Origin of the sequence: Sulfitobacter geojensis, from assembly GCF_000622325.1 — a bacterium.
GTDB lineage: Bacteria > Pseudomonadota > Alphaproteobacteria > Rhodobacterales > Rhodobacteraceae > Sulfitobacter > Sulfitobacter geojensis.
Window position 1 is genome coordinate 3,120,426 of sequence record NZ_JASE01000005.1, and the last position, 25,523, is coordinate 3,145,948.

The 25,523-nt window shown below is 58.0% G+C and carries 27 protein-coding genes; 11 read left to right on the forward strand and 16 right to left on the reverse strand.

What is annotated here, in order from left to right:
* Nucleotides 1-31: 31 nt before the first annotated feature.
* The 3 genes from Z947_RS0117150 to Z947_RS0117160 form a co-directional block, all read right to left on the reverse strand.
* On the reverse strand, nucleotides 32-508 hold the full coding sequence (locus Z947_RS0117150; RefSeq protein WP_025045510.1) for a putative pterin-binding protein: 477 nt from the start codon (nucleotides 506-508) through the stop codon (nucleotides 32-34).
* A 104-nt stretch (nucleotides 509-612) separates the two neighbouring features.
* Nucleotides 613-1,500, reverse strand: a complete 888-nt coding sequence (locus Z947_RS0117155) for a UTP--glucose-1-phosphate uridylyltransferase (RefSeq protein ID WP_025045511.1) — start codon at nucleotides 1,498-1,500, stop codon at nucleotides 613-615.
* A gap of 51 nt (nucleotides 1,501-1,551) precedes the next feature.
* The gene (locus tag Z947_RS0117160) at nucleotides 1,552-2,931 is read right to left on the reverse strand and encodes a WecB/TagA/CpsF family glycosyltransferase (protein WP_052880630.1); all 1,380 of its coding nucleotides are present in this window, start codon (nucleotides 2,929-2,931) and stop codon (nucleotides 1,552-1,554) included.
* Nucleotides 2,932-3,182: 251 nt separating this feature from the next.
* Here Z947_RS0117160 and Z947_RS0117165 point away from each other — a divergent pair, with 251 nt between their 5' ends.
* The 3 genes from Z947_RS0117165 to Z947_RS0117175 all read left to right on the forward strand — a co-directional run bounded on the left by Z947_RS0117165 (nucleotide 3,183) and on the right by Z947_RS0117175 (nucleotide 6,603).
* Entirely contained in the window at nucleotides 3,183-3,797 is a 615-nt protein-coding gene (locus tag Z947_RS0117165) for a LuxR C-terminal-related transcriptional regulator (protein WP_025045513.1), read from the forward strand.
* A 107-nt stretch (nucleotides 3,798-3,904) separates the two neighbouring features.
* Nucleotides 3,905-5,344, forward strand: a complete 1,440-nt coding sequence (locus Z947_RS0117170) for a GumC family protein (protein ID WP_025045514.1) — start codon at nucleotides 3,905-3,907, stop codon at nucleotides 5,342-5,344.
* Nucleotides 5,341-6,603 carry a capsular biosynthesis protein gene (locus tag Z947_RS0117175; RefSeq protein WP_025045515.1) on the forward strand — a complete coding sequence of 421 codons (1,263 nt, stop codon included), beginning with the start codon at nucleotides 5,341-5,343 and terminating at the stop codon, nucleotides 6,601-6,603. Before Z947_RS0117170 ends, Z947_RS0117175 begins: the two co-directional genes overlap by 4 nt.
* A 24-nt stretch (nucleotides 6,604-6,627) precedes the next feature.
* Here the strand turns inward: Z947_RS0117175 and Z947_RS0117180 are convergent, their stop codons facing one another.
* From Z947_RS0117180 to Z947_RS0117205, 6 genes are read right to left on the reverse strand one after another with little or no spacing between them, the layout of a single operon-like run.
* Nucleotides 6,628-7,092, reverse strand: a complete 465-nt coding sequence (locus Z947_RS0117180) for a phosphatase domain-containing protein (RefSeq protein WP_025045516.1) — start codon at nucleotides 7,090-7,092, stop codon at nucleotides 6,628-6,630.
* The gene (locus Z947_RS0117185; protein WP_037939693.1) at nucleotides 7,089-7,619 is read right to left on the reverse strand and encodes a histidine phosphatase family protein; all 531 of its coding nucleotides are present in this window, start codon (nucleotides 7,617-7,619) and stop codon (nucleotides 7,089-7,091) included. The genes Z947_RS0117180 and Z947_RS0117185 overlap by 4 nt, the downstream gene beginning before the upstream one ends.
* Before the next feature lie 11 nt (nucleotides 7,620-7,630).
* Nucleotides 7,631-8,647, reverse strand: a complete 1,017-nt coding sequence (locus Z947_RS0117190) for an MBL fold metallo-hydrolase (protein WP_037938998.1) — start codon at nucleotides 8,645-8,647, stop codon at nucleotides 7,631-7,633.
* A gap of 51 nt (nucleotides 8,648-8,698) precedes the next feature.
* Complete coding sequence (locus tag Z947_RS0117195; protein WP_025045519.1) at nucleotides 8,699-9,748, reverse strand: ABC transporter ATP-binding protein; 1,050 nt, start codon at nucleotides 9,746-9,748, stop codon at nucleotides 8,699-8,701.
* A complete protein-coding gene (locus Z947_RS0117200; protein ID WP_025045520.1) occupies nucleotides 9,736-11,439 on the reverse strand; it encodes an ABC transporter permease in 1,704 nt (567 codons plus the stop codon). The genes Z947_RS0117195 and Z947_RS0117200 overlap by 13 nt, the downstream gene beginning before the upstream one ends.
* Nucleotides 11,439-12,407 (reverse strand): ABC transporter substrate-binding protein, encoded by a 969-nt coding sequence (locus Z947_RS0117205; RefSeq protein WP_025045521.1) that lies wholly within the window; start codon nucleotides 12,405-12,407, stop codon nucleotides 11,439-11,441. The genes Z947_RS0117200 and Z947_RS0117205 overlap by 1 nt, the downstream gene beginning before the upstream one ends.
* Before the next feature lie 171 nt (nucleotides 12,408-12,578).
* Here Z947_RS0117205 and Z947_RS0117210 point away from each other — a divergent pair, with 171 nt between their 5' ends.
* The 5 genes from Z947_RS0117210 (at nucleotide 12,579) to Z947_RS0117230 (ending at nucleotide 17,474) form a co-directional block, all read left to right on the forward strand.
* The gene (locus tag Z947_RS0117210; RefSeq protein ID WP_025045522.1) at nucleotides 12,579-13,343 is read left to right on the forward strand and encodes a DeoR/GlpR family DNA-binding transcription regulator; all 765 of its coding nucleotides are present in this window, start codon (nucleotides 12,579-12,581) and stop codon (nucleotides 13,341-13,343) included.
* A 249-nt stretch (nucleotides 13,344-13,592) separates the two neighbouring features.
* Nucleotides 13,593-14,684 carry an extracellular solute-binding protein gene (locus Z947_RS0117215; RefSeq protein ID WP_025045523.1) on the forward strand — a complete coding sequence of 364 codons (1,092 nt, stop codon included), beginning with the start codon at nucleotides 13,593-13,595 and terminating at the stop codon, nucleotides 14,682-14,684.
* 25 nt (nucleotides 14,685-14,709) lie between these two features.
* The gene (locus tag Z947_RS0117220; RefSeq protein ID WP_025045524.1) at nucleotides 14,710-15,561 is read left to right on the forward strand and encodes an ABC transporter permease; all 852 of its coding nucleotides are present in this window, start codon (nucleotides 14,710-14,712) and stop codon (nucleotides 15,559-15,561) included.
* A 1-nt stretch (nucleotide 15,562) separates the two neighbouring features.
* A complete protein-coding gene (locus Z947_RS0117225; protein ID WP_025045525.1) occupies nucleotides 15,563-16,405 on the forward strand; it encodes an ABC transporter permease in 843 nt (280 codons plus the stop codon).
* A 13-nt stretch (nucleotides 16,406-16,418) separates the two neighbouring features.
* Nucleotides 16,419-17,474, forward strand: coding sequence for an ABC transporter ATP-binding protein (locus Z947_RS0117230; RefSeq protein WP_025045526.1), 1,056 nt, complete (start codon nucleotides 16,419-16,421; stop codon nucleotides 17,472-17,474).
* A gap of 348 nt (nucleotides 17,475-17,822) precedes the next feature.
* On the opposite strand, the gene Z947_RS0117240 is transcribed toward Z947_RS0117230, so the two are convergent.
* Nucleotides 17,823-18,167, reverse strand: a complete 345-nt coding sequence (locus Z947_RS0117240; RefSeq protein ID WP_025045527.1) for a RidA family protein — start codon at nucleotides 18,165-18,167, stop codon at nucleotides 17,823-17,825.
* Nucleotides 18,168-18,179: 12 nt separating this feature from the next.
* Nucleotides 18,180-19,232, reverse strand: a complete 1,053-nt coding sequence (gene speB / locus Z947_RS0117245) for an agmatinase (RefSeq protein WP_025045528.1) — start codon at nucleotides 19,230-19,232, stop codon at nucleotides 18,180-18,182.
* A 118-nt stretch (nucleotides 19,233-19,350) separates the two neighbouring features.
* Between speB and Z947_RS0117250 the strand changes: the two genes are divergently transcribed.
* Nucleotides 19,351-20,265 (forward strand): LysR family transcriptional regulator, encoded by a 915-nt coding sequence (locus Z947_RS0117250; RefSeq protein WP_025045529.1) that lies wholly within the window; start codon nucleotides 19,351-19,353, stop codon nucleotides 20,263-20,265.
* Nucleotides 20,266-20,345: 80 nt separating this feature from the next.
* Here the strand turns inward: Z947_RS0117250 and Z947_RS0117255 are convergent, their stop codons facing one another.
* Nucleotides 20,346-20,750, reverse strand: a complete 405-nt coding sequence (locus tag Z947_RS0117255; RefSeq protein WP_025045530.1) for an RrF2 family transcriptional regulator — start codon at nucleotides 20,748-20,750, stop codon at nucleotides 20,346-20,348.
* Nucleotides 20,751-20,854: 104 nt separating this feature from the next.
* Between Z947_RS0117255 and Z947_RS0117260 the strand changes: the two genes are divergently transcribed.
* Both Z947_RS0117260 and Z947_RS0117265 read left to right on the forward strand, forming a co-directional pair.
* Nucleotides 20,855-22,069, forward strand: a complete 1,215-nt coding sequence (locus tag Z947_RS0117260; protein WP_025045531.1) for a GTP-binding protein — start codon at nucleotides 20,855-20,857, stop codon at nucleotides 22,067-22,069.
* Nucleotides 22,066-22,338: a DUF6525 family protein gene (locus Z947_RS0117265; RefSeq protein ID WP_025045532.1), complete on the forward strand. Its 273-nt coding sequence runs from the start codon at nucleotides 22,066-22,068 to the stop codon at nucleotides 22,336-22,338. The genes Z947_RS0117260 and Z947_RS0117265 overlap by 4 nt, the downstream gene beginning before the upstream one ends.
* 225 nt (nucleotides 22,339-22,563) lie before the next feature.
* Here the strand turns inward: Z947_RS0117265 and otnC are convergent, their stop codons facing one another.
* From otnC to Z947_RS0117285, 4 genes are read right to left on the reverse strand one after another with little or no spacing between them, the layout of a single operon-like run.
* Nucleotides 22,564-23,211, reverse strand: coding sequence for a 3-oxo-tetronate 4-phosphate decarboxylase (gene otnC, locus Z947_RS0117270; protein ID WP_025045533.1), 648 nt, complete (start codon nucleotides 23,209-23,211; stop codon nucleotides 22,564-22,566).
* Nucleotides 23,208-24,434, reverse strand: a complete 1,227-nt coding sequence (gene otnK / locus Z947_RS0117275; RefSeq protein ID WP_025045534.1) for a 3-oxo-tetronate kinase — start codon at nucleotides 24,432-24,434, stop codon at nucleotides 23,208-23,210. The genes otnC and otnK overlap by 4 nt, the downstream gene beginning before the upstream one ends.
* Entirely contained in the window at nucleotides 24,431-25,228 is a 798-nt protein-coding gene (locus Z947_RS0117280; RefSeq protein ID WP_025045535.1) for an N-acyl homoserine lactonase family protein, read from the reverse strand. Before Z947_RS0117280 ends, otnK begins: the two co-directional genes overlap by 4 nt.
* Nucleotides 25,225-25,515 (reverse strand): putative quinol monooxygenase, encoded by a 291-nt coding sequence (locus Z947_RS0117285; protein ID WP_025045536.1) that lies wholly within the window; start codon nucleotides 25,513-25,515, stop codon nucleotides 25,225-25,227. Before Z947_RS0117285 ends, Z947_RS0117280 begins: the two co-directional genes overlap by 4 nt.
* Nucleotides 25,516-25,523: the final 8 nt, after the last annotated feature.

Sequence of the window (25,523 nt, forward strand, 5' to 3'; positions counted from 1 at the left end):
TTCCTGATGTTCCAGATCATTCCCCATCGGGTTACTGGACCACTTCTATCCTGTCGAGCTGCCAGATGCTGCGCGAATAGATAACTTCGGTCCGGTAATCAGCATTTGCGTCATAGGGATAGACCACCCAAAGCGGGCCTTTGTCACGCAGGGACATTTCGTTGCCGTTCATCGTAATGGCAAGGATCGGCCCGCCTTCCACCGCATCCGAAAGCGGAATTTCGACAGTATAATCGTTGATCGCCGTCGCCAGCAGTTTGCCGTCCTGCGCATCAACTTCCTGAGCCAGTCGCGCCAACGAAACGCCTTCGAAAACCTGCGTGCCTTCCGTCCAGATCGTCGTGGTTTCGATCGTTTCGGTTCCGAGCGCCTCAAGTGCCGGGCGGTCAAACGTGCGGGTCTCGCCGTTGTGCGTCAGGGTCAAAATCGTGTCACCGGCCTGTGCGGATGTGCCAAGGCCAAAGACCAAGCCCAATGCGACGATAAAGGTCTGGATGCGGGTCAACATAGCGATACTCCAAGAAAAACTGTTGAAGCATTCATGTCATGAAGCACCCGGCGTCGCATTGGGGTATCGGGATAGGCACCTATCCTTACGGATAGGTTTGGAGGTTAAGCCACCATTTTCAATGGGTTTTCACGGGCCGCCATAAATGCTGAAAACTCCGCGCTCAGGTCCCCGCGTGCCATGGCAAAGGCCGCTGTTGCTTGCACAAAGCCCTGCACCGACCCGCAATCGAAGCGTTCGCCGGCGAATTGATAGCCCGTTACACCCGCGGTTTCGACATCGGCATTGATCGCATCGGTGAGCTGCAATTCGCCGCCTGCGCCGGGGCCAAGAGCATCAAGGCGCTCAAAGATTGACGGCTCAAGGATATAGCGCCCGACAATGGCCTGCGTAGAGGGGGCAACATCGGGGCGCGGTTTTTCGACCAGGCCGCGGGCCTGTGCGATGCGGCCCTTTTGCTGGCTTACATCCAGCACGCCATAAGACGAAACAGCGGCGCGTGGCACCTCCATTGTCGCGACCATGTGACCGCCCTGTTCGGCATGGGCCTCGACCATCTGTGCCAAGGCGCCGCTCTCGTGCAGGATCACGTCGTCGGGCAAGAGCACCGCAAAGGGGCTATCGCCCACCAGTCGTTTCGCCTGGCGCACCGCATGTCCCAAACCCAGCGGCTGTGCCTGCCGCAGTATCGTCAACGCCCCTTCGGGCATCCGCGTTGGGGCCAATGCCTGTAAAGCATCGGTTTTGCCTTTTGCTTTCAACTGCATTTCCAATGCTGCGGCCGTGTCAAAATAATCTTCCAACGCGCCTTTGCCGGCTGCAGAAACAAAGATGAACTCTTCGATGCCTGCTTTGCGCGCTTCATCAACGGCATATTGGATCAACGGACGGTCGACCAAGGGCAGCATCTCTTTCGGGATCGACTTGGTTGCAGGCAGAAAACGGGTGCCCATGCCAGCGACAGGGAAAACGGCGGTACGGATATGTGTCATGTTCTGGTTCCTTACGGTTAGGATTGAGGAGAATATCAGGAGAAGAGAGGGTTAATGTGCGCCACGGCCGGTCAGGACCGCGCGAAAGGTCATGCCGATGAGGATCAGATCAAGCAGGATGCTGCGCGAGCTTGCATAGGCCAGATCCATTTCGATCATCTGTTCGAAACCGACGTCGGCGCGGCCAGACACCTGCCAGACACCGGTGATCCCGGGCTTGACGCTCAAGCGGCCAAAGGCGTGCTTGGGGTATGCCTCGACCTCCGAAGGCAAGGCAGGGCGCGGGCCGACAATAGACATCTGTCCGCGCAATACGTTCAGGATTTGCGGTAATTCGTCGATGGACGCGCGGCGGATAAAGCGCCCGATGCGGGTGATGCGCGGGTCGGATTTGGATTTGAAACAAATGCCCTCCCGATCCGATTGCGCCAGAATGCTGTCCCGCTGCGCTTCGGCATCACTGACCATCGAACGGAACTTGATCATGGTGAAAGGACGGCCATTTTTGCCGATACGCGTTTGCGTGAACAGCGCAGGCCCCTTGCTTTCCACCTTGATCGCCAATGCCGTCAGCGCGAGGAGTGGCGACAGCAGCACGAGCGCCGTTGCGGCCACCGTAATGTCCAGAAGGCGGTTTGCGACCGATGCGGGTGTCAGCGTACCGGCGGTCCTCTTGGCCGCGCGGGCCATAAAGCTGAAATTGCCCTGCAAATAGCGTTTGGCCAACCGGCGCGGTTCCAGCGCCAGACGCCAGACCCATTCGCATTTCGCCTTACGGACCCAAGCGGGGGCGCGGGTGACATTGCCTGCAAAAAAATCAAGCGCGGCACCAACGCCCATCGTCAGCTCGGCATCAATATAGGGCGCATTGCGGTGCAACCACAGTTCCTGCATCGGCACACCAAGGGCGACCAGCACAATGTCTGCACCACTGGCATTGATATCGGCGATGACCTCGGCGTCATTCTGCGCCTGTTCAAAACCGTCCCGGGTACCGGCGACAACCAAGGTCGGAATGTTCCGGGTCAACTGAGCCGCTGCTTTATCCGCAGTGCCCGCAGTCCCGCCGAACAAGAAAACTGATTTGCCCATTTTCGCGGCCTCTTGCAGCAGTTTTGGAATAAAGTCGGTGCCGTTCAGATTGGCCGTCAAGTCGTGACCCGTCATTTTGGCCGCGAGGGCGACACCAATGCCGTCCGGTAAAAGGAAATCAGCGCTGTTTACGGCTGTCGCATACTGGCGATCCCGGGCCATGACGTTGAAGCAATGCGCATTCATAAAGTTCACGCGCCGCCGCCCGGGGGCCAGAAGCGTGGCGATTGTTTCAGCGGCTGTCGCGTCGACCAAAGTTGTGCGCAGGCTTGGCAGATATGTTTCGCGCAGAGGGGAAGCGGGTGTCAGCGGGCCGTCGAATGTGGGCAGGTAAGTCATGGCAGCAGTCCTTTTGCTAATCAGTTTTGTTGCCATAGTGATCAACGAAAACAACTGCTTGGCGCAACGGAGCGGGCGGACAGGTTTGTGGGGCGGATGGTTAACGACTTACCCGAAAGGGGGCCGCGCAAGCACCCGACCGGCGCGCAACCTATCCATTCGGGGGAGGCGATTACCCGATTTCCCCATCATTGCGCCTTTGAACCACCGCAATCTGGAGTTAGCATGTGGTAACGTTCAAAGGACACGCTATGAGAGTACTGATTGCCGACGACCACGATTTGCTGCGCGACACGCTTGTGATGTTCCTTGAGGGCGAAGGCCGGATGGAAACCGCCAGTGTCGGTACGTTTCAAGACGCTTGCGCGCGCATTGAAAGTGACGATCCCTTTGATCTGATCCTGCTGGATTACAATATGCCGGGGATGAATGGTCTTGAAGGTCTGCGCGCGGCCATCGCGCTGAACGGTGGGCAACGGGTTGCCCTGATCTCCGGCGAAGCGACCCGCCAGATTGCTGAAGATGCGCTGGAAGCCGGTGCTGCCGGTTTTGTGCCAAAATCACTGCCAGCAAAGTCACTGGTCAACGCGGTCAAGTTTATGGCGATGGGCGAGCAATACGCCCCCATTGATTTCATGACAGCCGTCGAGGAAGAACCGACAAACGCCTTGGCCGAGAAACTGACACCGCGCGAGTTGCAAGTTCTCAAGGGATTGACCGAGGGCAAGTCGAACAAGGAGATTGCCCGTGATCTCGACATCACCGAACCCACGATCAAGCTGCACGTGAAAACACTGTATCGCAAAGTTGGCGCGGCCAACCGGACCCAGGCGGCCCTGATCGCACGTGAGGCCGGCCTGTTCTGAACTATCCGAAAGGATAGGCCCTGCGCCAAATGTGCCCCGCGGCTGACCCTCTGCCCGAATGATTTCGCCCGCGCGATCGGATAGATCATCGGTAAAGGAGCCAACCGATGATTTCACTTTCTCTGCCATTTGCCCGCAAACCGCGCCCCGCCAAAACAGGTGTCGTGCGCCGCGTCGTCATGGGCGGCAGACTTAGCGATTTGAAACGTCTGCCGCGCTATGTCGCAACGGCCGTGTTGGGCGGAACGCTGATCTGGGCCCCGCTCTTGGGATATCTGAAAACGGCACCGCTCAGCTATCGCTCCACCACATCGCTGATCATGCCCGGATCCGGCGCATCGGCCTCCATGAATGTAAACGGGATTGGTCAGGCGACGTCATATGCGAATTCGGCCTTTGCCAGCAACGCCGTCAGCCCGACAGAAACATATAAACGCCTGTTGGGTGCAGATCGTATCGTGGACGCCGCTGCTGCGTCATTGAACATCAAGCGCGCCGAACTGGGCCAGCCCCGCGTGCGTCTGGTGGATCAAACCAGCCTGATCCATTTCGAAACCACGGGCCGCACGCCGGAGGCTGCGCAAGCGCGCGGCGATGCCATTCTCGCGGCCTTTTTCACCGAACTTGATGCCTTGCGGGCGGATGAGGTCGACACGCGTCAGGACAGCGGTTTGCAAGCCATCGCAGATTATCGCGCCTCGGTCGCGGATACCCGTAAACAGATTGAGGCCCTGCAAACATCCACTGGTTTGCTGTCCGTGGATCAATACGACGTCCTGTTGGACCGGCATCTGGATCTGGGCGATAAAATCCTGATCCAAGAGGCGAATTTGAACGATCGTGCGGCCGCGACCACAGCGCTCGAGATGCAATTGGGCCTTGATGCCGCCGCCGCCGCGGCCACGCTCAAGCTGTTTGCGGACGGCGCTTACATCGCTCTGCTGGAGGAGATTGGCCGCACCGAAGTTGCATTGGCCGAAGCCAGTGCGCGCTATGGCAGCGCCCACCCCAAGGTAGAGGCCGCCAAATCGGCGCGCGATCAAGCAACATCAGCCGCCCTGTCGCTGGCCCAATCCGTAACGGGATTGGACGCACAAACGTTAAGCGATTTCGAATTTGCACCGGACGGCGCGCGCGCCGACCTGCTTGCCGAACTGGTACGCATGCAGGTCGAAGTAACCGGCGCGACCGAACAGTTGGCCACGCTTGAGGCACAAAGGACCGACGGACAGAAAGCGTTGAACCGTTTCGCGCCAGCAGCGGCCAAGATGAAAGATCTGGAACGCGACTTTTCCGTTGCAGAAGCCTTGTTCGCGTCTGCCATTGCCCGCGCGCAATCCAGCAAATCCGACATTTACGCGTCTTACCCATTGGTTCAGGTTCTGGAAAATCCGTCACTTCCGGCCAAACCCTCCTCGCCCAACCGCAAGCTGGCATTGATGGCAGGTATAGCGGCCACGCTGATGCTGTTGATCAGCCTTGCAATGGGTTGGATAAGGATTGCGCTGATCTCCCGGTTGATGAGCAAACCCGGTGCACCGACATGAGTGATCAAAACCCCATCGAGCGGCTTGTCTACCGTACCTTGGTACTGACGTGGCCGTTCTATGCAGTGGGTGCCCTTTATGTGGTCGGTCCTGTGTTGGCTTGGGTGCTGGCTGGTCTGGTCGTACTGGTGATGTATCTGGGCCCTGCCGTGCGCGAAGACATGCGCGCGACGGGCAGCATCCCGCCGGTAATCTGGGGCTGGCTGCTGGGCATGTTTGTGATGTTGATCGCGCTTTGGGTCGGCCATCTGGATTGGGGGCTGGGCACCGGCAAAACGATCAAATCTTCCATCGGTTGGGCCAAGGGCTGGGCGCTGCTGGCGCTGTTTCCTTTGGCGGGCGCGGTGCTGCCAATTCGCCGTGAAACGCTGATTCGCGCGCAATGCGTTGTGGGTCTGTGGACATTGATCCTCGCGCCGATCCTGTTGGCGGCGCCCTATATCGGCCTGCCGGAACGCATCTTTACCTCACCACTCAAGGCGGTTGGCGGGCCGGGGCCTGAATATTTCTCGGTCTATTTCTTCACATGGGATCCGTCCAGCTGGACACCGCGCTGGCAGTTTTACGCCCCGTGGTCGCCCTTTGCTGCGCTTCTTGGCACAGTGATGGTTCTGTTCGCGCTGGAGGAAAAAGACATTAAATGGCGCAGCATCGGGATCGCGGCCGGGGCGGTAATGATCTTTGCCTCCAAGTCCCGTATGGGGCTGGTTGGTCTGGTGGCCTGCACCATCGCGCCGCGGCTGTTGCCGTTGATCCTTCGGGGTTGGGCATGGCAGGTGCTGGCAGGTTTCACGGCCTCCATGGCGGTACTGGGCACGACACTGGCCACTGCCGCAACCGATGCTGTATCCGCCTTCAAAGGGGCGCGGGCCGACAGCACTAGAGTGCGCGAAACCCTGCAACGCATCGCGACCGAACGCTGGCAGACCGACGGATACTGGTTTGGCCACGCCACGGTGCAACCTGGCAGCCACGCGGTGGAATACATGCCCATCGGCAGCCATCACACATGGTATGGTTTGTTGTTTGTCAAAGGCTTGGTCGGGTTTCTGGCGTTTCTGGTTCCCTTTCTGTGGCAACTGGCGCTGGCGCTGAAAGACGCGGCGATGGGCCCCAGAGGACGCCTGCCCCTTGGGATCATGATGACGTTGACATTGCTGTCCTTCGGCGAAAACATCGAGATCGAGGCGTATCTGCTTTGGCCTGCCCTGATTGTCTTGGGCATTCATGCGCGGGAACTGGCGGGGACGGCGGCGTAAGGTGCACGGTTGCCCCCCACTTTATCAGAAATCCCCCGGTGCGCATTGCAGGCACACCAGCCCTTCGCCGCGCCACGCGTCCACAACCGAAGTGCGATCATCAATAACCAGCCAAGGCTTGAAACCATCCGCCTTCATTTCCTTCAACGCGCGGCGTTTGACCTCGGGATCGGATGCCGCGTCCTGATCTTCCGCACGCAGATATATGCCGTCAAAGGGCAAATCATGTTTGTGAAGCCAAGCAATTGTATGCGCCGCCCAGCCGCTTGGCCGGCCTGAACAAATCAGAATGGTTTCGCCGCTGTCTTTCAACCGGCGCATCAACCTGCCGATGGGGGCGATCAATGGCGCATCAGCCATCGCATGATGAAAAGCGTCCCAGTGTTTTTCCACACCGTGCACAAGAGGGCCCAGGCGCTCGGCATCGAATTCGGCAAGTGTGCCATCCACGTCGAAGACCACGCAAAGTGTTGGTGATGTTTGGCTCACAGTCTCTTCTCCATCAATGTATTGCCTGTGCGTTGAAACAATAGCGGCGTCGCATTGGGGGGGCGCTGGCCTGCGTCGCCTGTCGTCCAAAGCACCCGCGCCGCACGGATTATGCCTGAATGACAGACCAGAACCGGCAGTTTCCCGTGCGAAACCGCACAGATTTCCAAAATGGCCGATTGCACGCGCGTTAACATGTCGGTCCAGCTCTCGCCTTGGTCCGGCGTGGCTTCTCTGGTGGGCTGCTGTGTCAGCGGGCGGCCCTCGAACACGCCCCAGTCGCGTTCGCGCAAGCCCTCGTGTACCTCGATGTGTCGATCTGGAAACGCAAGCCGTGCAGTATCCTGCGCCCGTGACATGGGGCTGGCGTGAATTGCAATGCGCGCGGGCCATTCCCTGTCCGACAATGCGCGCGCCTGCGCGCGGCCCATTCGGGTTAACGCGACATCCGTAACGCCGGCGATGAACCCCTCTGCGTTTGCTGTCGTCTCGCCGTGGCGGATCAGGCAAAAGTCGCAGGGTGGCATAGGCGCGGCGTTCACAGGCGCACCCGGTCGTGAAAAAACACCTCTGCGTCCAGCCCCTCGATCAGGTAATCTTCGGGATGCGTACAAAATGCGGGGGCAAAGCGTTTGGCACCAAGACGGTTGAGCATCTTTACCTGATCACGCAGCGGCGGATGCACATTCCAGCGTTGGAAATGCCCGCCCGGAACGCTGCAAATGCCACGCGCATGGGCGGTCATATGGCCGGTGAAAACGACATGTGCGTCACGACCCAGACGCCCGCTTTCGTGCCACGCGCGGACATAGCCCCACGCGGCACCACCATCGGCGTTGGGCGTATCACAGATAAGAAAACGGGCCTGCTCCATCGGGCCACGGTCCAGCAGCGGCGCGATTTCATGCGCAGATGCACTGACATTGCCGCTGTTGAGCGCCGCGCGCAGGATATCTTGGCATTCAGGGTCGAGCATCACGCTTTCACAGCCATAGCGCCGGATCAGATGCAACGCCATCTCGCCCGCACGCCCCGAGGGCGGCACCGGCAAAAGCACCTGACCTTGCACACTATCGAGCATTTTGTTCAACGCCGCGAACCGATCAGATTGCGGCACATCATCCAGATGATAGGAGCAATCCAGAATAGCAGTCGCAGCAGGCGGCGGGGCGTCAAAGGAAAACCAGTCGGATTCTTCCGACCAGTCACCGGAATAGAACAGCCCGTCCCCCAAATCGAAATGAAACCAGACACCGCCCATCGCATGGCCGTTGCGCCCTGTGGTCAGGTTGACGCCGTCGATTGTCGTCCGGCCCTGCTCAGGCAAAAGATGCACCTTGGCTGCAGGCGGCAACGCCTTTGCCGTTTGCGCCGTGGTATAGATGGGCACCCCCGCCTCGACAGCGTAAGAGGCACCGCCGATGTGATCGATGTGATCATGGGTGATGAACACCGCCTCTGCCCCCTCAAGCCAGTCGGGATCAAAATGCGCGTTGGCTTCGGGACCAAAGCCGCAATCCAGAAGCCAGATGCGCCCGTCGACGGTCAGTTGCATGCATGCAGGGCCTTTATCCCCGATGCCCGACAATACTCGTATGCTTTGCATTTAATCCTCTGAAAAGGCCCAAGGTGTTGTAATTGTGAGGCCCAGCTGTGCGCCGACTTCAAAGCGGGCGCGGGTTTCGGCGAACAAGCGGGCACCGCACTCCGTCACCGTTTCCAACAGGTATTTTCCGCCCATATAGGTGACCCGCGCGACCTTGCCGCGCAGGTCCCCCGTTTCGGTAATCGTCAGGTTCTCTGGACGCAGACAAACGTGGCTGATCTGCGCCTGATGCGCTGCGGAGTGCACGGCAACCTCGGCCCCCAGTATCCGCGCCTGTTGTCCGTTTCCTGCGGCTTTCGCCCCTTGAACCGGCACTACGGTACCGCGCCCTACGAACTCCGCGACAAAGCGGTTCTTTGGCCGTTCATACAAAGTTTGCGGCGTGTCGAATTGCTGGATGCGCCCCTTGTCCATGACAGCGATCCGGTCTGCCATTGCCATCGCTTCGGCCTGATCATGGGTGACATAAACCATCGTGGCACCGGTGCGTTTGTGAAAATCGGTAAAGACGCCCTGCATCGTGGCCCGCAGTGCAACATCGAGATTGGCCAGCGGTTCGTCCAACAACACAGCACAAGGGTCAGAAACCAGACAGCGCGCCAAAGCGACCCGTTGCCGTTGACCACCCGATAGATCGGAGGGCATCCGGTCGGCATACTCCCCAAGCCCCGTTGAAGCGAGTGCAGCATCGGTATGTTTGGCGATCTCTGCTTTTGAAAACCGTCTGATCTCAAGCGGGTAGGATACGTTGCGCCGCACCGACATATGCGGCCACAGCGCGTAGGATTGGAAAACAAACCCGATGTTGCGCTCTTCCGGGGGCAGGTTTGTGCCTGTTCCGGCATTGGCCATTTCACGCCCGCCCACCCGGATAAGCCCGTGACTGGGTTCTTCGAACCCTGCCAATATCCGCAGCAGCGTGGTCTTGCCACACCCCGACGGCCCCAACAGCGCGACGAACTCGCCGTCGTCAAACCGCGTTGTGATGTCTTGCAGCGCAGGCGTGCCTGCAAACGTTTTGCCGACGCAGGACAGGTTTATGTCTGCCATGGGACAACTCCTTTGGGAAAACGGCGGGAAAACAATTGGATCAGCGCCATAAGTACGATGGCAACGCAGACGATGGTCATCGCCAATGCGCTGGCCATGCCGGTTTCGCCGCTGTCATCCAGATTGAAAATCACCACGCCAAGGGTCTCGGTTCCCGAGGACCACAACAACGCAGATACCGTGAGTTCGTTGAACGCTGTGAGAAAGACAAGGATTGCCCCGGCCGCAGCAGCAGGTGCCGACAGCGGAAACACGACATCGCGCAACCGCCGGTAAAGCGAGGCCCCCACCGATTGCGCGGCCTCGTCCATCGCCGGATCAAACTGTTTCAGGCTGGCCTGAACCGGTCGGAACATGACCGCAAAAAAACGTGCCAGATAGGCGAGAAAGATGATCCAGATCGTGCCGTAAAGCGTGGCATCCGTGAACGGCAATTTGATCAACAGCAGGATCATGGCGATCGACAGGACAACACCCGGCAGCGCATAGGGCAGATCAAGGAGGCTGTCGAACACACGCGCCAGCCGCGTTTTACGCCGCTCCATCAACCACGCCAATGGCAGGCAGATCACGATCAGCGCCACAGATGCGCCCGCCGCCAACCCGAAAGAGTTGGCAAACGCCCGCGCCGTTACCGGTTGGCGCAACAACACCTCATGCCATGAGGCAAGGGTCACCGTATCAAAGCGCAGCGACACCCCGTAGGCCGGCACCAGAGACGTGGCCAAAAGGCCGAACATCGGCAGCACCAGAATGGCCAAAACCACAATCCACAAAAAGATCTCGACAGGCAGACGCGCCGCCCCCAAGGGCAAGGCCAGCGGCTGCGAGGTACTGCCCACCAGATGTAATTTCTGACGTGTCTGGAAAAGACGCTGAAGCAGAATACCGGCCACGGCAACGCCCCCAATCAGCATCGCCAGTACCGACACCTCGGCCAGAACAGTCGTGCCCATCCCTGCAAGTTTTTGATAAACCAGTGTCGGCAACGTCGCATAGCCTGCGGGAATGCCCAACATCGCCGGAATACCGAAATTGCCCAAAGCTGTGACAAATGTGATGGCCGTACCAGCGGCCAAACTGGGTAAGGTCAGCGGCATTACGATCTGCCACCACGTGCGCACCCCTTTGGCGCCGCTGATGCGGGCGGCCTCGACCACGTCGTGCGGGATTGCGCGCAGCCCTGCCCGAAGGGTCAGGAAAATGATCGACATATGCTGGATGCCTAAAAGAAAGATAATACCCTGCGGCGAGTAAAGCGGCTGAGGCGCGCCAAGCGGCGGCGCAATGCCCAGCGTTTTGAGAAGAACCGACGACGGTCCCATGATCTGGGTCCAGGACAGCGCGGTGATCTGCGGCGGGATCATCATTGGGATCATGAGACAAAACACCAGCGCCGCCTTGGCCCGCAGATCCGTCAACGCCACAAGAAATGCAAACGCCGCGCCCAGCACCAGTGACACCAACGTGCCAAATCCGGCTGTCACCAGTGAATGCTTGAGCGCGCTTAAGGTGGAAGGCTGCGCAAGTACGTCCGCCATAAGTGCAAGACTCGGGCGTCCCTCATCTGTGACACCTTCGACAAAGAGGCGCAGCACCGGTGCAAGCGTGAGACAGATCGCAACGACCAGAATGGCAGAGAGCAGCCGGGCCTCGGACCGGCTGCCTCCATCTGTATGTGTGGCACCCATCATTCGGCGCCGAAAAGCTCTGCGAATTTTGCTTTGTTGGTTTCCGCGTTGGCGAGGGCTTCGGCGGGGTCAAAAGCCATCAACTTGATATCTTCGCGCGCGGGGAAACCTTCGGGAACGCCCATTCCGTCACGGGCAGGAATATAGCCCATATCCAGAACAAGGTTCTGACCCGCGTCGCCCAGCAGGAAATCGACGAATTTCTGCGCACCCTCGACGTTTTTGGCGGTCGACATGATCGCCACGGGCTCGGTCACATAGGACACACCCTCTTTAGGGAAAACAAACTCAACGGGCGATCCGTCGGCTTTGTTGCGGATGGCAAGAAAATCCACAACCATGCCATATGGCTTTTCACCGGAGGCGACAGCCTTGAACGTTCCGCCGTTACCGCCCTGCGCACGGGCCTCGTTCGCGGCGAGGTTTGCGTAATAGTCCCAGCCCAGCGCCTCGTCACCGGTCAGCGTGGCCAGATGGATCAGTGCAGCACCGGAATAAAGCGGGGACGGCATCGCGATTTGCCCTTTGATCGAGGCATCCGACAGGTCGCCCCAAGAGGTTGGCGCAGTTTCAACACCGGTGTTGTACACGATCCCGGTCGTGATCAATTTGGTGGAGTGATAATAGCCGTCAGCTGAATAAAGCGCCGCGTCATATGCTGCGGCTTCGGGTGATTTATACGCGGTCAACAGACCCTCTTGCGCCATGCCTTCCAGTGTTACGGTATCGGCGATCAAAAGCAGATCAGGCTGCGGGTTGCCGGCCTCGATCTCGGCGCGCAAACGTGCCATCAGTTTGGTCGTGCCATCGCGAACCCAGTCCACTTCGGTGCCCGAGTTGGCGGCCATGAAGGCATCAACAGTCCGCTGCGCGTCGGCGTTAGGCTGCGAGGTGTAAAGGGTGATGGTGTCGGCCATAGCCGTGCTTGCCAAAAGCACGAAAGCGGTGGAAGTGATGAAGGACTTCATGGGACTCTCCTGAAATTTATCTTTCGAACGAAAGCTGTTCACGAGTCGCCTTATCCCTGAGAAATTTAACAGATTTATAACAGTAATATGAAAGTTTTATTTATATTGCGGGACTTATAGGTTTCTCCTAACGTCCGAAAAGCATTGCGAATTTTTCGAAGGAAAACTGTCGTGAGAAGGAATGTCACCGAGCGGCGAGATGAGATCATCGCGCTGTTGTCTGAAAACGAGGCGCTTTCGGCAGCCGAGCTTTCGGCCCTACTGGCGGTATCTGTTCAGACGATCCGCGCCGACCTGCGCGATCTAGACGACGCCGCACTTGTGCAGCGCCGCAATGGCCACGTGCGGCTGCGCCAGCAAAGCGAGAACATCGGCTACCTACCGCGCGAGGGCATCTCGCGGCAGGAAAAACAGCGTATTGCCTTGGCCGTCAAAAACGTGATCCCCGATGGCGCGCGCGTGGCGCTGGGGACAGGCACGACTGTGGAAACCTGCGCGCGTTTTCTGGGGTCCCATAAGAACTTGTTTGTCGCCTCCAACAGCATCCATGCGGTCTGCGCCTTGCAACATGCCCCGGGCGTTCGCGTTGAACTGGCCGGCGGGGCGGTACGGATGCGCGATCTGGATATGATCGGCACGCCCGCATTGGAATTCTTTGGCAAATTCCACGTAGATTACGCCGTGTTCAGCTGCGGCGGTTTGTCAGAAACGGGCAAAGTAATGGACTATAATTCCGACGAAATATCTGCCCGCAAAGCCATCACCAGTTGCGGCAAAAACAATATTCTGGTGATCGACAGTACGAAGATCGGCTTGGATTTACTCTGTCAGACCGGGCATCTCTGGGACTTCGATATGGTGGTCACAGGTGCCACGTTTTCAACAGATGTTCTGCACAGATGTGCGCACAACGGTTGTCAGGTCATTCACGTATAAATCCCCTTTAATCGTGGATGTTGGGCACGATTGGACGGGTTGCGCGGAAGCCGGATCGACCTGCCCAATGCGCTGCGGGTCCTGCCCTACCAGATTGGTGCACGCGACGCCCATTAAGTTGGCATAAGTTGCACTTTGATGAAACATTTCTTGGATTCAGCGGTATTTAACGCACCGCGATGTTCGCGATGATGTCCCAATCAAACAATCGGCTCTGAAATCGGAGCCATCTTCCAACAGGGGAACATCATGACATATAAAATCTCACGACGCGGCCTTCTTGCGTCGTCAGCGGCAGCTGCCGGCACCTTGGCGATGCCCGCAATCGTGCGTGCCGCAGGCAACAAGCCGCTGGACGGCAAAGAGTTGCGCCTTTTGACGTGGTCGGACAACACGGGCCTCGCCATTCTGGATCACATTGCAAAACCATTCGAGGAAGCAACCGGCGCGCGCGTGATCGCGGATCGCACGGGATCAACATCGGAAATGGTGGCCAAACTGCGCGCCGCTGGTGATCGCCCGCAATATGACGTGATCACCCTTGCGGGTGTTGGCGCGGTTGAGCTGGCCGGCGATGGTCTTTTGGCGCAACCGGACCTGAACAAGCTGCCGAACCTGGAACAGGTTGATCCGCGGTTCCGCACCGGTGCGGACGGGCACGGCATCGGCTATCTGCTTTGGACCGGTGGTTTGATCTTTAACACCAAGACTTTTGCGGAACCACCGAAATCCTACGCCGAAATGTGGGACGCGTCCCACCAAAACCGCCTGTTCTTGCCCCCTTCCACATGGACGGATGCACTGGACACCATTTTCGCGACCGGCAAAATGCTGGGCGGTGACGGCACCAATGTGGACGAGGCTTTTGCGAAACTGGCCGAGTTGCGCGACGGCCTGCTCACCTTTGGTGAGAACCCGGCGCAGATTTCCGAACTGTTCCGCTCGGATGCGCTGGATATTGGCGGGGTTTATGCGCCTGCATTCTATGCGAATGAACTGAAAGACCCTGCAAATTCGAACATGGGCGCGACCTATGACGTCGACGAAGGTTTCTTTGCGGATCTGATGTACACCATCGTTCCAAAGGCCAAGCCGGGTGATGATGACGTTGTACATGCCTTTATCGACTACACACTCGACGCGAACGTACAGGGTAAAATGGCCGAAGCCGTGCTGAACGGCCCGATCAACCAGAACGCCGTGATGTCGGATGACGCGAAAGCAAGCCCCTTCATCATCAAGCCCGAACAGATGGGCGACGCGGCCGTGGTACATGACAAGTCCTTCATCGCTGAAGTGCGTGAAGACTGGATCATGCGTTACACCCAGACCTTGGCGTGATCCGCCCAAGACAGGACGTTCCGCAGTGAGCATTCAACTGACCCGATCAAAAGCGCTGGCATTTTCTTTGCCAGCGCTCATCGCGATTCTGCCCTTTCTCGGGGCATGTTTTTATATCTTCCGGTTTTCAATTTCAGGCGAACAATCCCGCATCGAAGGTTTTTCGCTCCAGCCCTATCTGGATTTGATGACACCGTATTTCGGCCGCTCTGTCTGGCTAACATTGCGGCTGGCGTTTATCGCCACGCTGCTTGCCATGTTGATGGCCGTCCCGCTTGCGTTTTTGCTGACCAGCCTGCGCAATCCCTTTGCCCGCCGCGCACTGACCATTGTGATCTTGCTGCCGCTCATCTTAAATCTACTTGTGCAAGCCTACGGGTGGATTCTGCTGCTTGGGCCCAGTGGCGTGCTGAACGCGACCCTGCGCAGTCTTGGCATCATCGAACGGCCGATCTTTTTGCTGTTCAATGAAACAGGTGTTCTCTTGGGGCTGGTGCAAACCTCCCTGCCCTTGGCTGTCTTTCCGATTGTCAGTTCTGTACGCGGCATTTCGCGCGAACATCTCGAAGCTGCCAGTTCTCTTGGTGCATCGCACTGGCGCATCTTCTTTGACGTGACTGTACCGCTGCTGCGCCCCGGATTGTTTGGCGCGGCTTCGATCGTGTTTGCCTTCAACGCCAGCGCCTTTGCCATTCCATTGCTGCTGGGCGGGCGTCGGGTTCAGATGATGGGCATCGCCATCCGCGATATGATTTCACCCTTGTTTAACTGGTCGGGCGCTGCGGCGGCTGGCATGATCCTGATTTTTGTCACCATGTTCGTCATGCTGTTCGCAGCGTGGTTGGCACGTGTCACATCAGAAAAAGTGGAGCGCTGATATGCGCGTTGATCTTCTGCCGACCGAGGGCGGCGGCACCTATCGCTTTGTCATCATCCTGCTTGCGATATGTGGCATCCTGATCTCGTCCCTACCCGTCATTGTCGTTACGATCATGTCATTTTCCGCGGCTGAAAATACCGGCTTCCCCCCCGAAGCCCTGTCCTTGCGATGGTACAGCGAAGTCATCGAGATGTTCACCGCACAAGACGCAAACAGCGCACAGTCCGTTGTGGATTCGACACTCACCAGCCTGCTCGTTGCCCTCATTGTGATGGTGATTTCGACCGGTGTCTGCATTCCGCTGGCCTATGTACTGGCGCGGGGTGACCGGCGCATTCGGGCCGGGATGGAATTGCTGTTTACCCTCCCTCTCGTCTTTCCGCTGGTGATCCTCGGGATCGCATTCTTGCTGATCGCGGAAAGCCTGCGGCTCGATATCGGGATATGGCGGATTATCATCCCGCATGTCGCCTTGGTCCTGCCATTTGTCCTGCGCAACTGTTTGAGTGCCATGAGCGGTATCAGCATCGAGGTCGAGGAAGCCGCCGTATCGCTGGGCGCATCGCCGCTACGCGCGATTTGGGATGTGGTCATCCCGATGATGAAGGCAGGTATCCTCGCGGGCCTGATCTTTGCGCTCATCATCAGTTTCAACGAATTCACCATCACGTTCTTTATGTACACCGTCGACGTCAGCACGCTGCCGATCTGGATGTACAGTCGCACCGTGTCTTCGCTGGACCCCTCAACGCTGGCTTTGTCCGTGTTTATCATCGTCGCTGATGTGTTGCTGATCGTGCTTGTAGACAAGCTGATCGCCGGTCGCGCCAGTCTCTTTTAGAAAGGTCACGGACATGACGCCTGTCACCCACCTCCATATCAAAAACGTCTCGAAACGGTTTGGCAATGTCGACGCCCTTCGGGATGTCGATCTAAAGGTCGAACGGGGCTCCTTCGTTTGCCTGCTGGGACCATCCGGTTGTGGAAAAACCACATTGCTGCGGATCATCGCAGGGTTTGAAACCGCGACCAACGGCAGCCTGATCCTTGACGGGAAAGACATCTCGAAACAGCCGCCACACAAACGCGGCTTTGGCATGGTGTTCCAATCCCTCGCTCTTTTTCCGCACATGAGTGTGGCCCGCAACATCGGCTACGGTTTGAAATTGCGCGGCGTCAAAGGGGCGGCGCAACGTGACCGCGTTGAAGAGTTGCTAGAGGTGATCCAACTGCCCCATATCGCTGATCGCCCGGTGTCGGCCTTGTCAGGCGGGCAACGGCAAAGGGTGGCCATTGCACGTGCCCTCGCCATCCAGCCGCCGTTGTTTTTGCTGGATGAACCCTTGTCCGCTCTGGATGCCAAATTACGCGACAACATGCAGATCGAACTGCGACAACTGCAACAAAAGTTCGGCGTCACCACGATTCTCGTGACCCATGACCAGCACGAAGCAATGATGCTAGCGGATGAACTGGTGGTTCTGAAAGACGGAGCCTTGCGCCAGTCCGCGCCGCCGTCACAGGTTTATAACGCGCCGGCTGACAGCTTTGTCGCCGATTTCCTTGGGGCTGCGAACCTGATCGACGTGGGCAAGATCACCGGTGGCACAGTCGAGGTGTTCGGCACTTCCGTCAAAAGCGAAGCGCCCCACAAGGAGGGTGACCAAATGCTTGCTGCAGTGCGTGCCGAACATGTCGCACTGACGCCCGCCGCAACGGCAGGGGCGAAACCGGTAGGCGCGATTTCGTTCATGCGCGATCTTGGGCCCGCAACAGAATTTGTGGTGGCGATCCAGGGCAAAGAGTTGCGGGTACGGTGCCCCAGCGCAAATGCGCAAGGCCTAGATATCGGAGCGCAAGTGGCACTGACGTTCGATGCCGAACAGGTCTCATTGTTCAAAGCGTCCTAGCCTGCGACCGCTTCGACGCCCTCAGCGGTGGGCGTCGGAGCAATGGGCGCACAGTGGCATCTAGCGAGCAAAAGGCGTCTGCGCCCCGCCAGATTGCTGCCCGATCTGCATCAGTTGGCGGGATCAAGCGAACCCTTTCAGATCAGCAAATCAACTTTCAGGGTGTTTTATGAGGCGCATGCACCCTTAGGGAAAAATCACGATCCCCGCTGTCATCGGGTCCAGCAGCTTGATCGTGATACTTTCACAGCTTTTCTCAGGCACTTTTGCCCGGTGCACAGGGTGCATAAATCGGGCGGGAGCAGACTGCTCCCGCCCCTTTCTCAGCAATACGACATGCCTGCGGACTTAAGATTTCGCGGCAGTGATCATGACCTCAACCAGAAACTCCGGCGTGGCCAAACGTGCCTCTACGCAGGCGCGTGCTGGCGGGTTTGCAGGGTCGATCCACGCGTCCCAGACTGCGTTCATTTCTGAAATGGTCGCAATATCTGCAAGCCAGATCGTGGCTGACAGAATTTGCGATTTGCTGCTTCCGGCATCCGCCAGCAAACGGTCCACTTCGGCCAGCATATCCTTGGTTTGTGCGGTAACATCCGCCCCTGAACCGATCTGTCCTGCAAGATAGATCATATCACCATAGACCACCGTTTGGCTCATTCGGTTGTCGGGTTCGCTGCGTTTGATTGTCATCGTAAGATGTCCTTATTTTGAAGTTCGGGAGGGAGAGAATTGCATCAGGCTTAAGATTTCGAACAGCATCTGCGCGCCGTTCTGGGCTGTGTTGGTGGTGGGATCGTAAGCCGGTGCAACTTCGACAACGTCCCCGCCCACAAGGTTCACGCCTTTCATACCCCGGATCAGTTTGAAGGCCTCGCGCGTGGTCAGCCCGCCGACCTCCGGCGTGCCGGTCCCGGGGGCATAGGCGGGGTCGAGGCTGTCGATATCGAACGAAAAATACGTTGGTCCATCACCCACAACATCACGTGCTTTTGCGATGATGTCCGGCAGGTTCGCTTCTGTGATACTTGCCGCCTCGACCACAGTCATCCCCGACATTTCGGAGAACTCCCAGATGTATTTTGCAGCCCCCCTGATGCCGATCTGGATTGTCCGCTCGGGGTCAAGCAACCCGTCAAGCACAGCATTGCGAAACGGGCCACCATGGTGGAACTTTTCGCCTTCGTAAGAACCGCCCGTATCGCAGTGCGCGTCAATGTGGATCATGCCGACAGGCCCGTCTTTCGCGACGGCCTTTAAGATCGGGTGGCTGATCGAGTGGTCCCCGCCGACGCCCAAAGGGATCACGCCTTGCGCCACGATCCTGTTTACAAAATCCTCAACGTCCGCATGGCTTTGTGTCAGATCAAAGCGGCTTTGCATGGGCACGTCACCAATGTCGGCGACTGACATTTCGTGAACCGGCGCGCATTCAAGCGCATCGTTATAGGGGCCAATCCGTTCGATACTGCGCAGGGCGCGCGGCCCAAACCGCGACCCGTTGCGATTGGTGACCCCAAGATCCATCGGCACCCCGTAAAGCGCCACATCCAAGGCGGAGATGTCAGTGCCAGCGTCAAACGCAATGTGAGGCGCATCCAGCAACGTCGGCATACCGGCATAAGGCGCAGGGCGACGTCCCCCTTCGGAAAAGATTTTCTCGGCGATCCGTTGTCCTTTCGGATCAAGCAGGTCACCACCAGTTGCATCCCCGAATTTTCGTTGCAATCCAGCAAGTTTTTCTGCCGTCCAAGCCATATCAATCCCTTTCATTCATCGCCTATGCCTAGCGCGACTTGAAGGGTGAATTAAATTTGAACATTCAGAAGTTTTGTTTCATATCTATACAACTCGTATTTTTCATGGACCTTCACACATGCCCCGACGCAAGAAAGCCTTTTCCGGCACCGTAAATGATGTTGACTTGCGGTTAATGCGCGTCTTTAAAACCGTGATCGAATGCGGGGGGTTATCCGCGGCGCAGACCGAACTTGGCGTGGGCAGGTCAACCATATCCCGACAAATTTCTGATCTCGAAACACGGTTGGGCATGCGCTTGTGCCACCGCGGGCGCAGCGGGTTTTACCTGACCCAACAGGGCCAACAGGCCTATGAGTTCATCGATCATTTTCTGAAGCAAAGCGATGATTTCACATCGCGTATCGCCAGCATCAGCAACAAGATGGTCGGCAAGATCGAAATCGGCATGATCGACTTTACGATGAGCGACGTCAAAAACCCGCTGATCAGCGCCATTCGGGCGTTTCAGGATATTTCGCCGGATGTGTCGATCAACATGATGACCGGATCGCCAAACGAAGTTGAACGCGGCGTGATTGATGGCAAATTACACATCGGCATCGTCCCCGACTATCAACGCCACCCGAGCCTGAATTATATAACGCTTTACGATGAACGGGTCGGGCTGTTTTGTGGGGGCAATCACCCGCTGGTTGACGACGTGCGCAGCGGCGCGCCCCTGTCGGACAAGGACGTGTGCCGGCACAAGCTGGTTCATCGCGCGTATTTCGAAAGTGAGCGCCTGCGTAAAAGAAAACAGATTTTTCCAGTTGGCAGTACCGTCTATCAAACCGAAGCGGTGCTTTCACTTGTGCGAAGCGGTGCTTATTTGGGCTACTTTCCGTCCCATTGTCAGGATCTGTTTCGGGACGAGTTCTATGAAATCCTGCCCGATGTCTTTAGCTATTCCACGCCGATCTGTGCCGTCTGGCGCACCGATCGCAACCAGTCTGCGATTTTGCAAGACTTTCTTGATCTTTTAAAGCCTTAGGAAGGTCGGGCCGCCGAAAACTACGGGCACAAATGCGCATGCGCCCTGCACCGCCGCATTCAGCCGTTGTGCTTTGCTTTTCAGGTCCCGCGCACCTGTGCGATTGACGTCTCCGCCAGTCTTTTGACCAAGCTTTCTTCGATCTCTTCCAGAACGCCGGAGACCTTTTTGTGCAACGCATGCTCAACGGAGCAGGCCGGTGCTTCGCTGCTCTCATCGGCTGCAACCATCCGCTCATCCAGCGCCAGATAGACGTCGGCCAGCGAAATATCACAAGGGAGGCGCGCCAGCCGCCATCCCCCCGCGTGCCCCTTTTCAGAGGTCAACAAACCCGCCTCCCGCAGCTTGCCCAAGACGCGGCGCACGACAACAGGATTGGTCCCCGCATGTTCCGCGATATCGGAAGACGTGCGCAGCCGGTCAGGATCCCCCGCCATATGGCTGAGGGTATGTAGAGCGAGAGACAGACGCGAATTGCGTTTCATAAGCGGTTTTTCTCCATACGCGCATCATTCGTAACTTTTGCAGTTGCATTCATAAAGTAACTACGTAAGTTGCGTGAATTATCAGATCAACTTTGGAGCGTTTTATGACAGACAGACGACTTCCCGTCACGGTGCTTTCGGGCTTTCTTGGCACTGGCAAAACAACCCTGTTGAACCGCGTTCTGAACAATCGCGAAGGCCGCCGTGTGGCCGTGATTGTGAATGACATGTCCGAGGTCAACATCGACGCAGACCTTGTGCGCGCGGATACGGAGCTAAGCCGCACGGATGAGACACTCGTGGAAATGTCCAACGGTTGTATCTGCTGCACATTGCGCGATGACCTTCTGAACGAGGTGCGCAAGCTTGCGGCCCAAAGCCGGTTTGACTACCTGCTGATTGAATCGACGGGCATCTCCGAACCCCTCCCCGTTGCAGCCACTTTCGATTTTCGTGACGAATTTGGCGACAGCCTGTCGGATGTGGCGCGGCTTGACACTATGGTGACGGTCGTGGACGCGGTGAACCTGCTTAACGACTATACCAGCCATGATTTCCTGCGCGACCGCGGCGAGACCATGGGCGAGGAAGATGAACGCACGTTGGTGCATCTGCTGACCGATCAGATCGAGTTTGCAGATGTCGTGATCCTTAACAAGGTGACGGATGCCGGTGCTGACAAGGTGGATGCAGCCCGCAAGATCATTCGCAGTCTAAACGCCGACGCAGAGATCATCGAAACCGATCAATCCAATGTCGCCGCCGGAAAAATCCTTGATACCGGGTTGTTCGATTTTGATCAGGCGCATGAGCACCCGATGTGGGCGAAAGAGCTATACGGCTTTGCCGATCACATTCCCGAAACCGACGAATACGGCGTTGCATCCTTTGTCTATCGCGCCAAAGCGCCGTTCATTCCCGAGAAAATTCTTGCGACATTGAACGCGGACATGCCCGGGGTGATCCGCGCCAAAGGGCATTTCTGGATTGCGACGCGACCGGAATGGGTCGCGGAATTTTCGCTTGCCGGATCGCTATCCAGCGTCAAACCCATTGGGACGTGGTGGGCCAATGTCGCGCAAGACCGCTGGCCGGATCATGTCGCCGCGTCGGATTACATGCAGCAACACTGGTCAGAGCCCTGGGGCGACCGGCGACAGGAACTGGTGTTTATCGGGGCGGGTATCGATTGGGCCGCGCTCAAATCGAAACTCGACGCCTGTCTTGTTCCAACAGCTTTGGCCGCGCACCCTGATGTGCTGCCACTTGATTTGCCCGATCCGTTCCCCGGATGGCGCCACGTGGCGGATGCGGCATGACCCGCAACCTCGGGGCGACATCGCTGCGCCGCAAGAACCGGAACGCAGATCCGATGCGCAGCTATGACGCCCTGCCGGTGCCGCTGCGCCGCTGGCTGGCGCAAGCCTGCCTGCCATGGTCGCCAGCTTCCGCAAGGCGTCTGTGGAATCGCGCCTGCGCAAAAGGGCTGAACGCCGAAGACGCGCTTGCCGCCCTAAGCAAAGCAGAGAAACGCACCCTCGCGCGGGATCGCCATGCGATATCCGACCGGATAATTCCAAAGACCTAAAGGAAGCCTTATCTCGATCAACGCCGCCTTGCTGCTGCCGCGTTGATTGCGGCAAGCACGATGATGCCCGTTCTAGCACAGGACGATACGCTCCCCGTTTCGGTCACCTTTGGCCCGACGTCCCCGACCCGCGGGCGGGTTACAATGGCCGGATGTTAAGAGCTATCCATAGCTTGGATAGCGACGACGCTGGCGACGCTGTAGGTCAGACCGGATGCGCCACTTTCATTCCCAATCAACATCAAAGCGGGAAACGACGTCGGCAATCTGGCCCGGCGTCAGACACGCCCGCTCCAGATGGCGCGTCATAAACGCCAGCTTTGCAGTTTCTTCAAGTTCTTCCATCGCATAGACCGCCGCTTCGAGGTCCTTGCCGGCAACGACGGGCCCATGATTGGCCAAAAGAACCGCAGATCGGCGTCCGGCAAGCCCGCGCACAGCGTCCCCCATTGCCGGATCGCCCGGTAAGAAAAACGGCAATAACTGCACCTTGCCAAGCCGCATGATCGCGTAAGGGGTCAGCGGCGGAAGTACGTTATCGGGATCGGTATCAGCCAACATCGACAGGGCGACGGCATGTGTTGAATGCAAATGCACCACAGCGCCCGTGGTCTGTCGCGTGTCATAAAATGCGCTGTGCAACGGGATCTCTTTGGTCGGTTTGTCGCCTGACAAATGTCCAAGATCGGCATCAAGATGCGAGATGTTTGCCGGGTCGAGGAACCCCATCGAACTGCCCGTGGGCGTAATCAGAAAGGTGCCGTCAGATAAGCGCGCCGATATATTGCCGGAGCTGCCCGGCGTCAGACCGCGATCAAACAGTGACTTGGCAAATCGTGTGATTTCTTCGCGCAGGCGGGCTTGCTCGCTCATAATTCTGACATCCGTTGAAGGGCGTGGGCAAAGAAATCAGCAGCACCAAAGTTGCCGGACTTGAGGGCCACGGCCATCTGGTGATTGTCCGCCTTGAGCATCGGCACACCCGCAGCAAGCCGCGGGCCCACGCTAAAGGCCGAACACCCAAGCCCCGCGACAACAGCGCCTGACGTCTCCCCCCCTGCCACAACCAGACGCACCAGTCCGCGCGCGGCAAGGGCGCGGGTCAAATCGGTAAAAAACCCTTCGATGGCATGGGCAAGCCTGTCGCGGCCATATTTCTGTTGCGCGGCTTTCACGCTTGCCGGATCGGCAGAGGAATAGATCAAGGGCGCAGTGTCCTTTGCCAGTGCCCAGTCTGCCGTTTCGTCCACATCGATACGATCCGCCATGATGTCTTCTGGTGTGATCTCCAGACTCGGCGCGACCCTGGCGTAAGCGGCGACTTGTCCGCGCGTTGCCGTGCTGCATGAGCCCGATAGGACCACACCCGCGCCGGTCGTCGGCTGCCAATCGGGTGTTGCGGGGACAGCACCGAAATTCGCCGGCAGGCCGATGGCGATGCCGGAGCCGCCGACCAGCAACTTGCGGCTGCGGGCGGCTTGGGCAATGGCGCGCAGATCATCGTCGCGTATGGCATCCACGATGACCATTGCAGGCGTGCGCGGCATAGCAGCGACAATGGCATCTCCCCCGCCAAAAACAATATCCGTCGCGATATGCGATACCGGCCACGCCGTTTGGGCCGCCAGAACCGTGCGAAGATCGGCGTCGGTCATCGGTGTCAGCGGGTGGTCTTGCATGCCCGATTCATTCAGCAATTTATCACCGACAAATAGATGCCCCTGATAGACGGACCGCCCGCTTTCAGGAAATGCCGGACAGACAATCACCTGCGCTTCGCCCAGATGGGCTGCCAAAGCCTCTGCGACAGGACCGATATTGCCCTGTGCAGTCGAGTCAAAGGTAGAGCACACCTTGAAAATAATCTGGGTACAGCCCTGCGCCGTAAGCCAGTCGCAAGCCGCTAGCGATTGCGCGACGGCGTCACCGGCAGAAATGGTGCGCGACTTGAGCGAAACGACCCCGGCCTCGACTTCGGGCAGCGCCGGTGTTGACGGCGTGCCGACATATTGGACACAGGACATGCCGCCCTCGGCCAGCGTCAGCGCAATATCAGAAGCGCCTGTAAAATCATCCGCGATCACACCCAGTTTCATGAAAGGCACTCCGTTATCGGACCGGTATCAAGGCGCCAAATGTGATCCGCAACGCCTTGGGCAAAGAACTGGGTGACCAGCGGATCATGCCCCGGCACAATCAGTTCATGACGCGAGGCAAGGCGCGCAAGCGTATCAAAACCGTTCAACATATCCTCAAGATCCACAACAATGGGAAAAGGTTTTCGATCGGTCAGGTTTTCGTAAAAATGCGCCGCGTCAGAGGCCAGCACCATCCAGCCCGACATCGTGCGCACCCGCACCGCTTGCAACCCGCGCGAATGGCCGCCGATGCGGTGAACCGTCACCCCGTCCGCCACCTGCGCATCACCGTCGTGAAAAATCACCTGACCGGAGTATAACCGGTGCAGCGCTTCGCAAATATGCCCCGCACTGAAGGGCATGCGCAGGGTGTCATGACACATGCACGGACCTGTGGCATAGGCCATTTCCGCCGCTTGCATATGCAGTTTTGCGTTGGGAAAAAGATGCAAACCGCCGGCATGATCATAGTGCAGATGCGTGACGATGATCTGGGTGATATCCTCCGGCGCGATCCCGAAAGGCAGCAGCGATGCGACCGGGTTCATACGAATGGGACGTCCGCGCTCCGCGGCCTCCGCATCGTCATACCCGGTATCGACCAGAATGACCTCGGCCCCCCGTTTCAGAACCCACATGAAATAATCCATCGGATGCGGCGCATCATGGTTATCATCGAACATGAAACTATCCGCCCGGGTGCGCGCATTGCGGTCCGCGTATTTAACGGCGTGCACTTCCCAGTCGCTCATTGTGCGACCTCCGCAAATGTCCTGACGTCTTTGGTCACAATCATCTTTGCAACAGCGCTGTCGAAGGTTTTGAAATGCGCTGCGGACAGATGAAGATCGAAAGCGGCGCGGTCGGTGTACAGTTCATACAGGAACACTTCACCGGCGCGCAGCGGGTCGGTTGCCACATCGAATTGCTGACACCCTTCTTCCAGCTCCAGCGACTGCCTGGCATTGGCAAGCATCAGCGGCATGAATTCGGGCATCGCTTCCGGCTTGATTTCGAAACTCACGACAACGGCGTACATAAAATTCC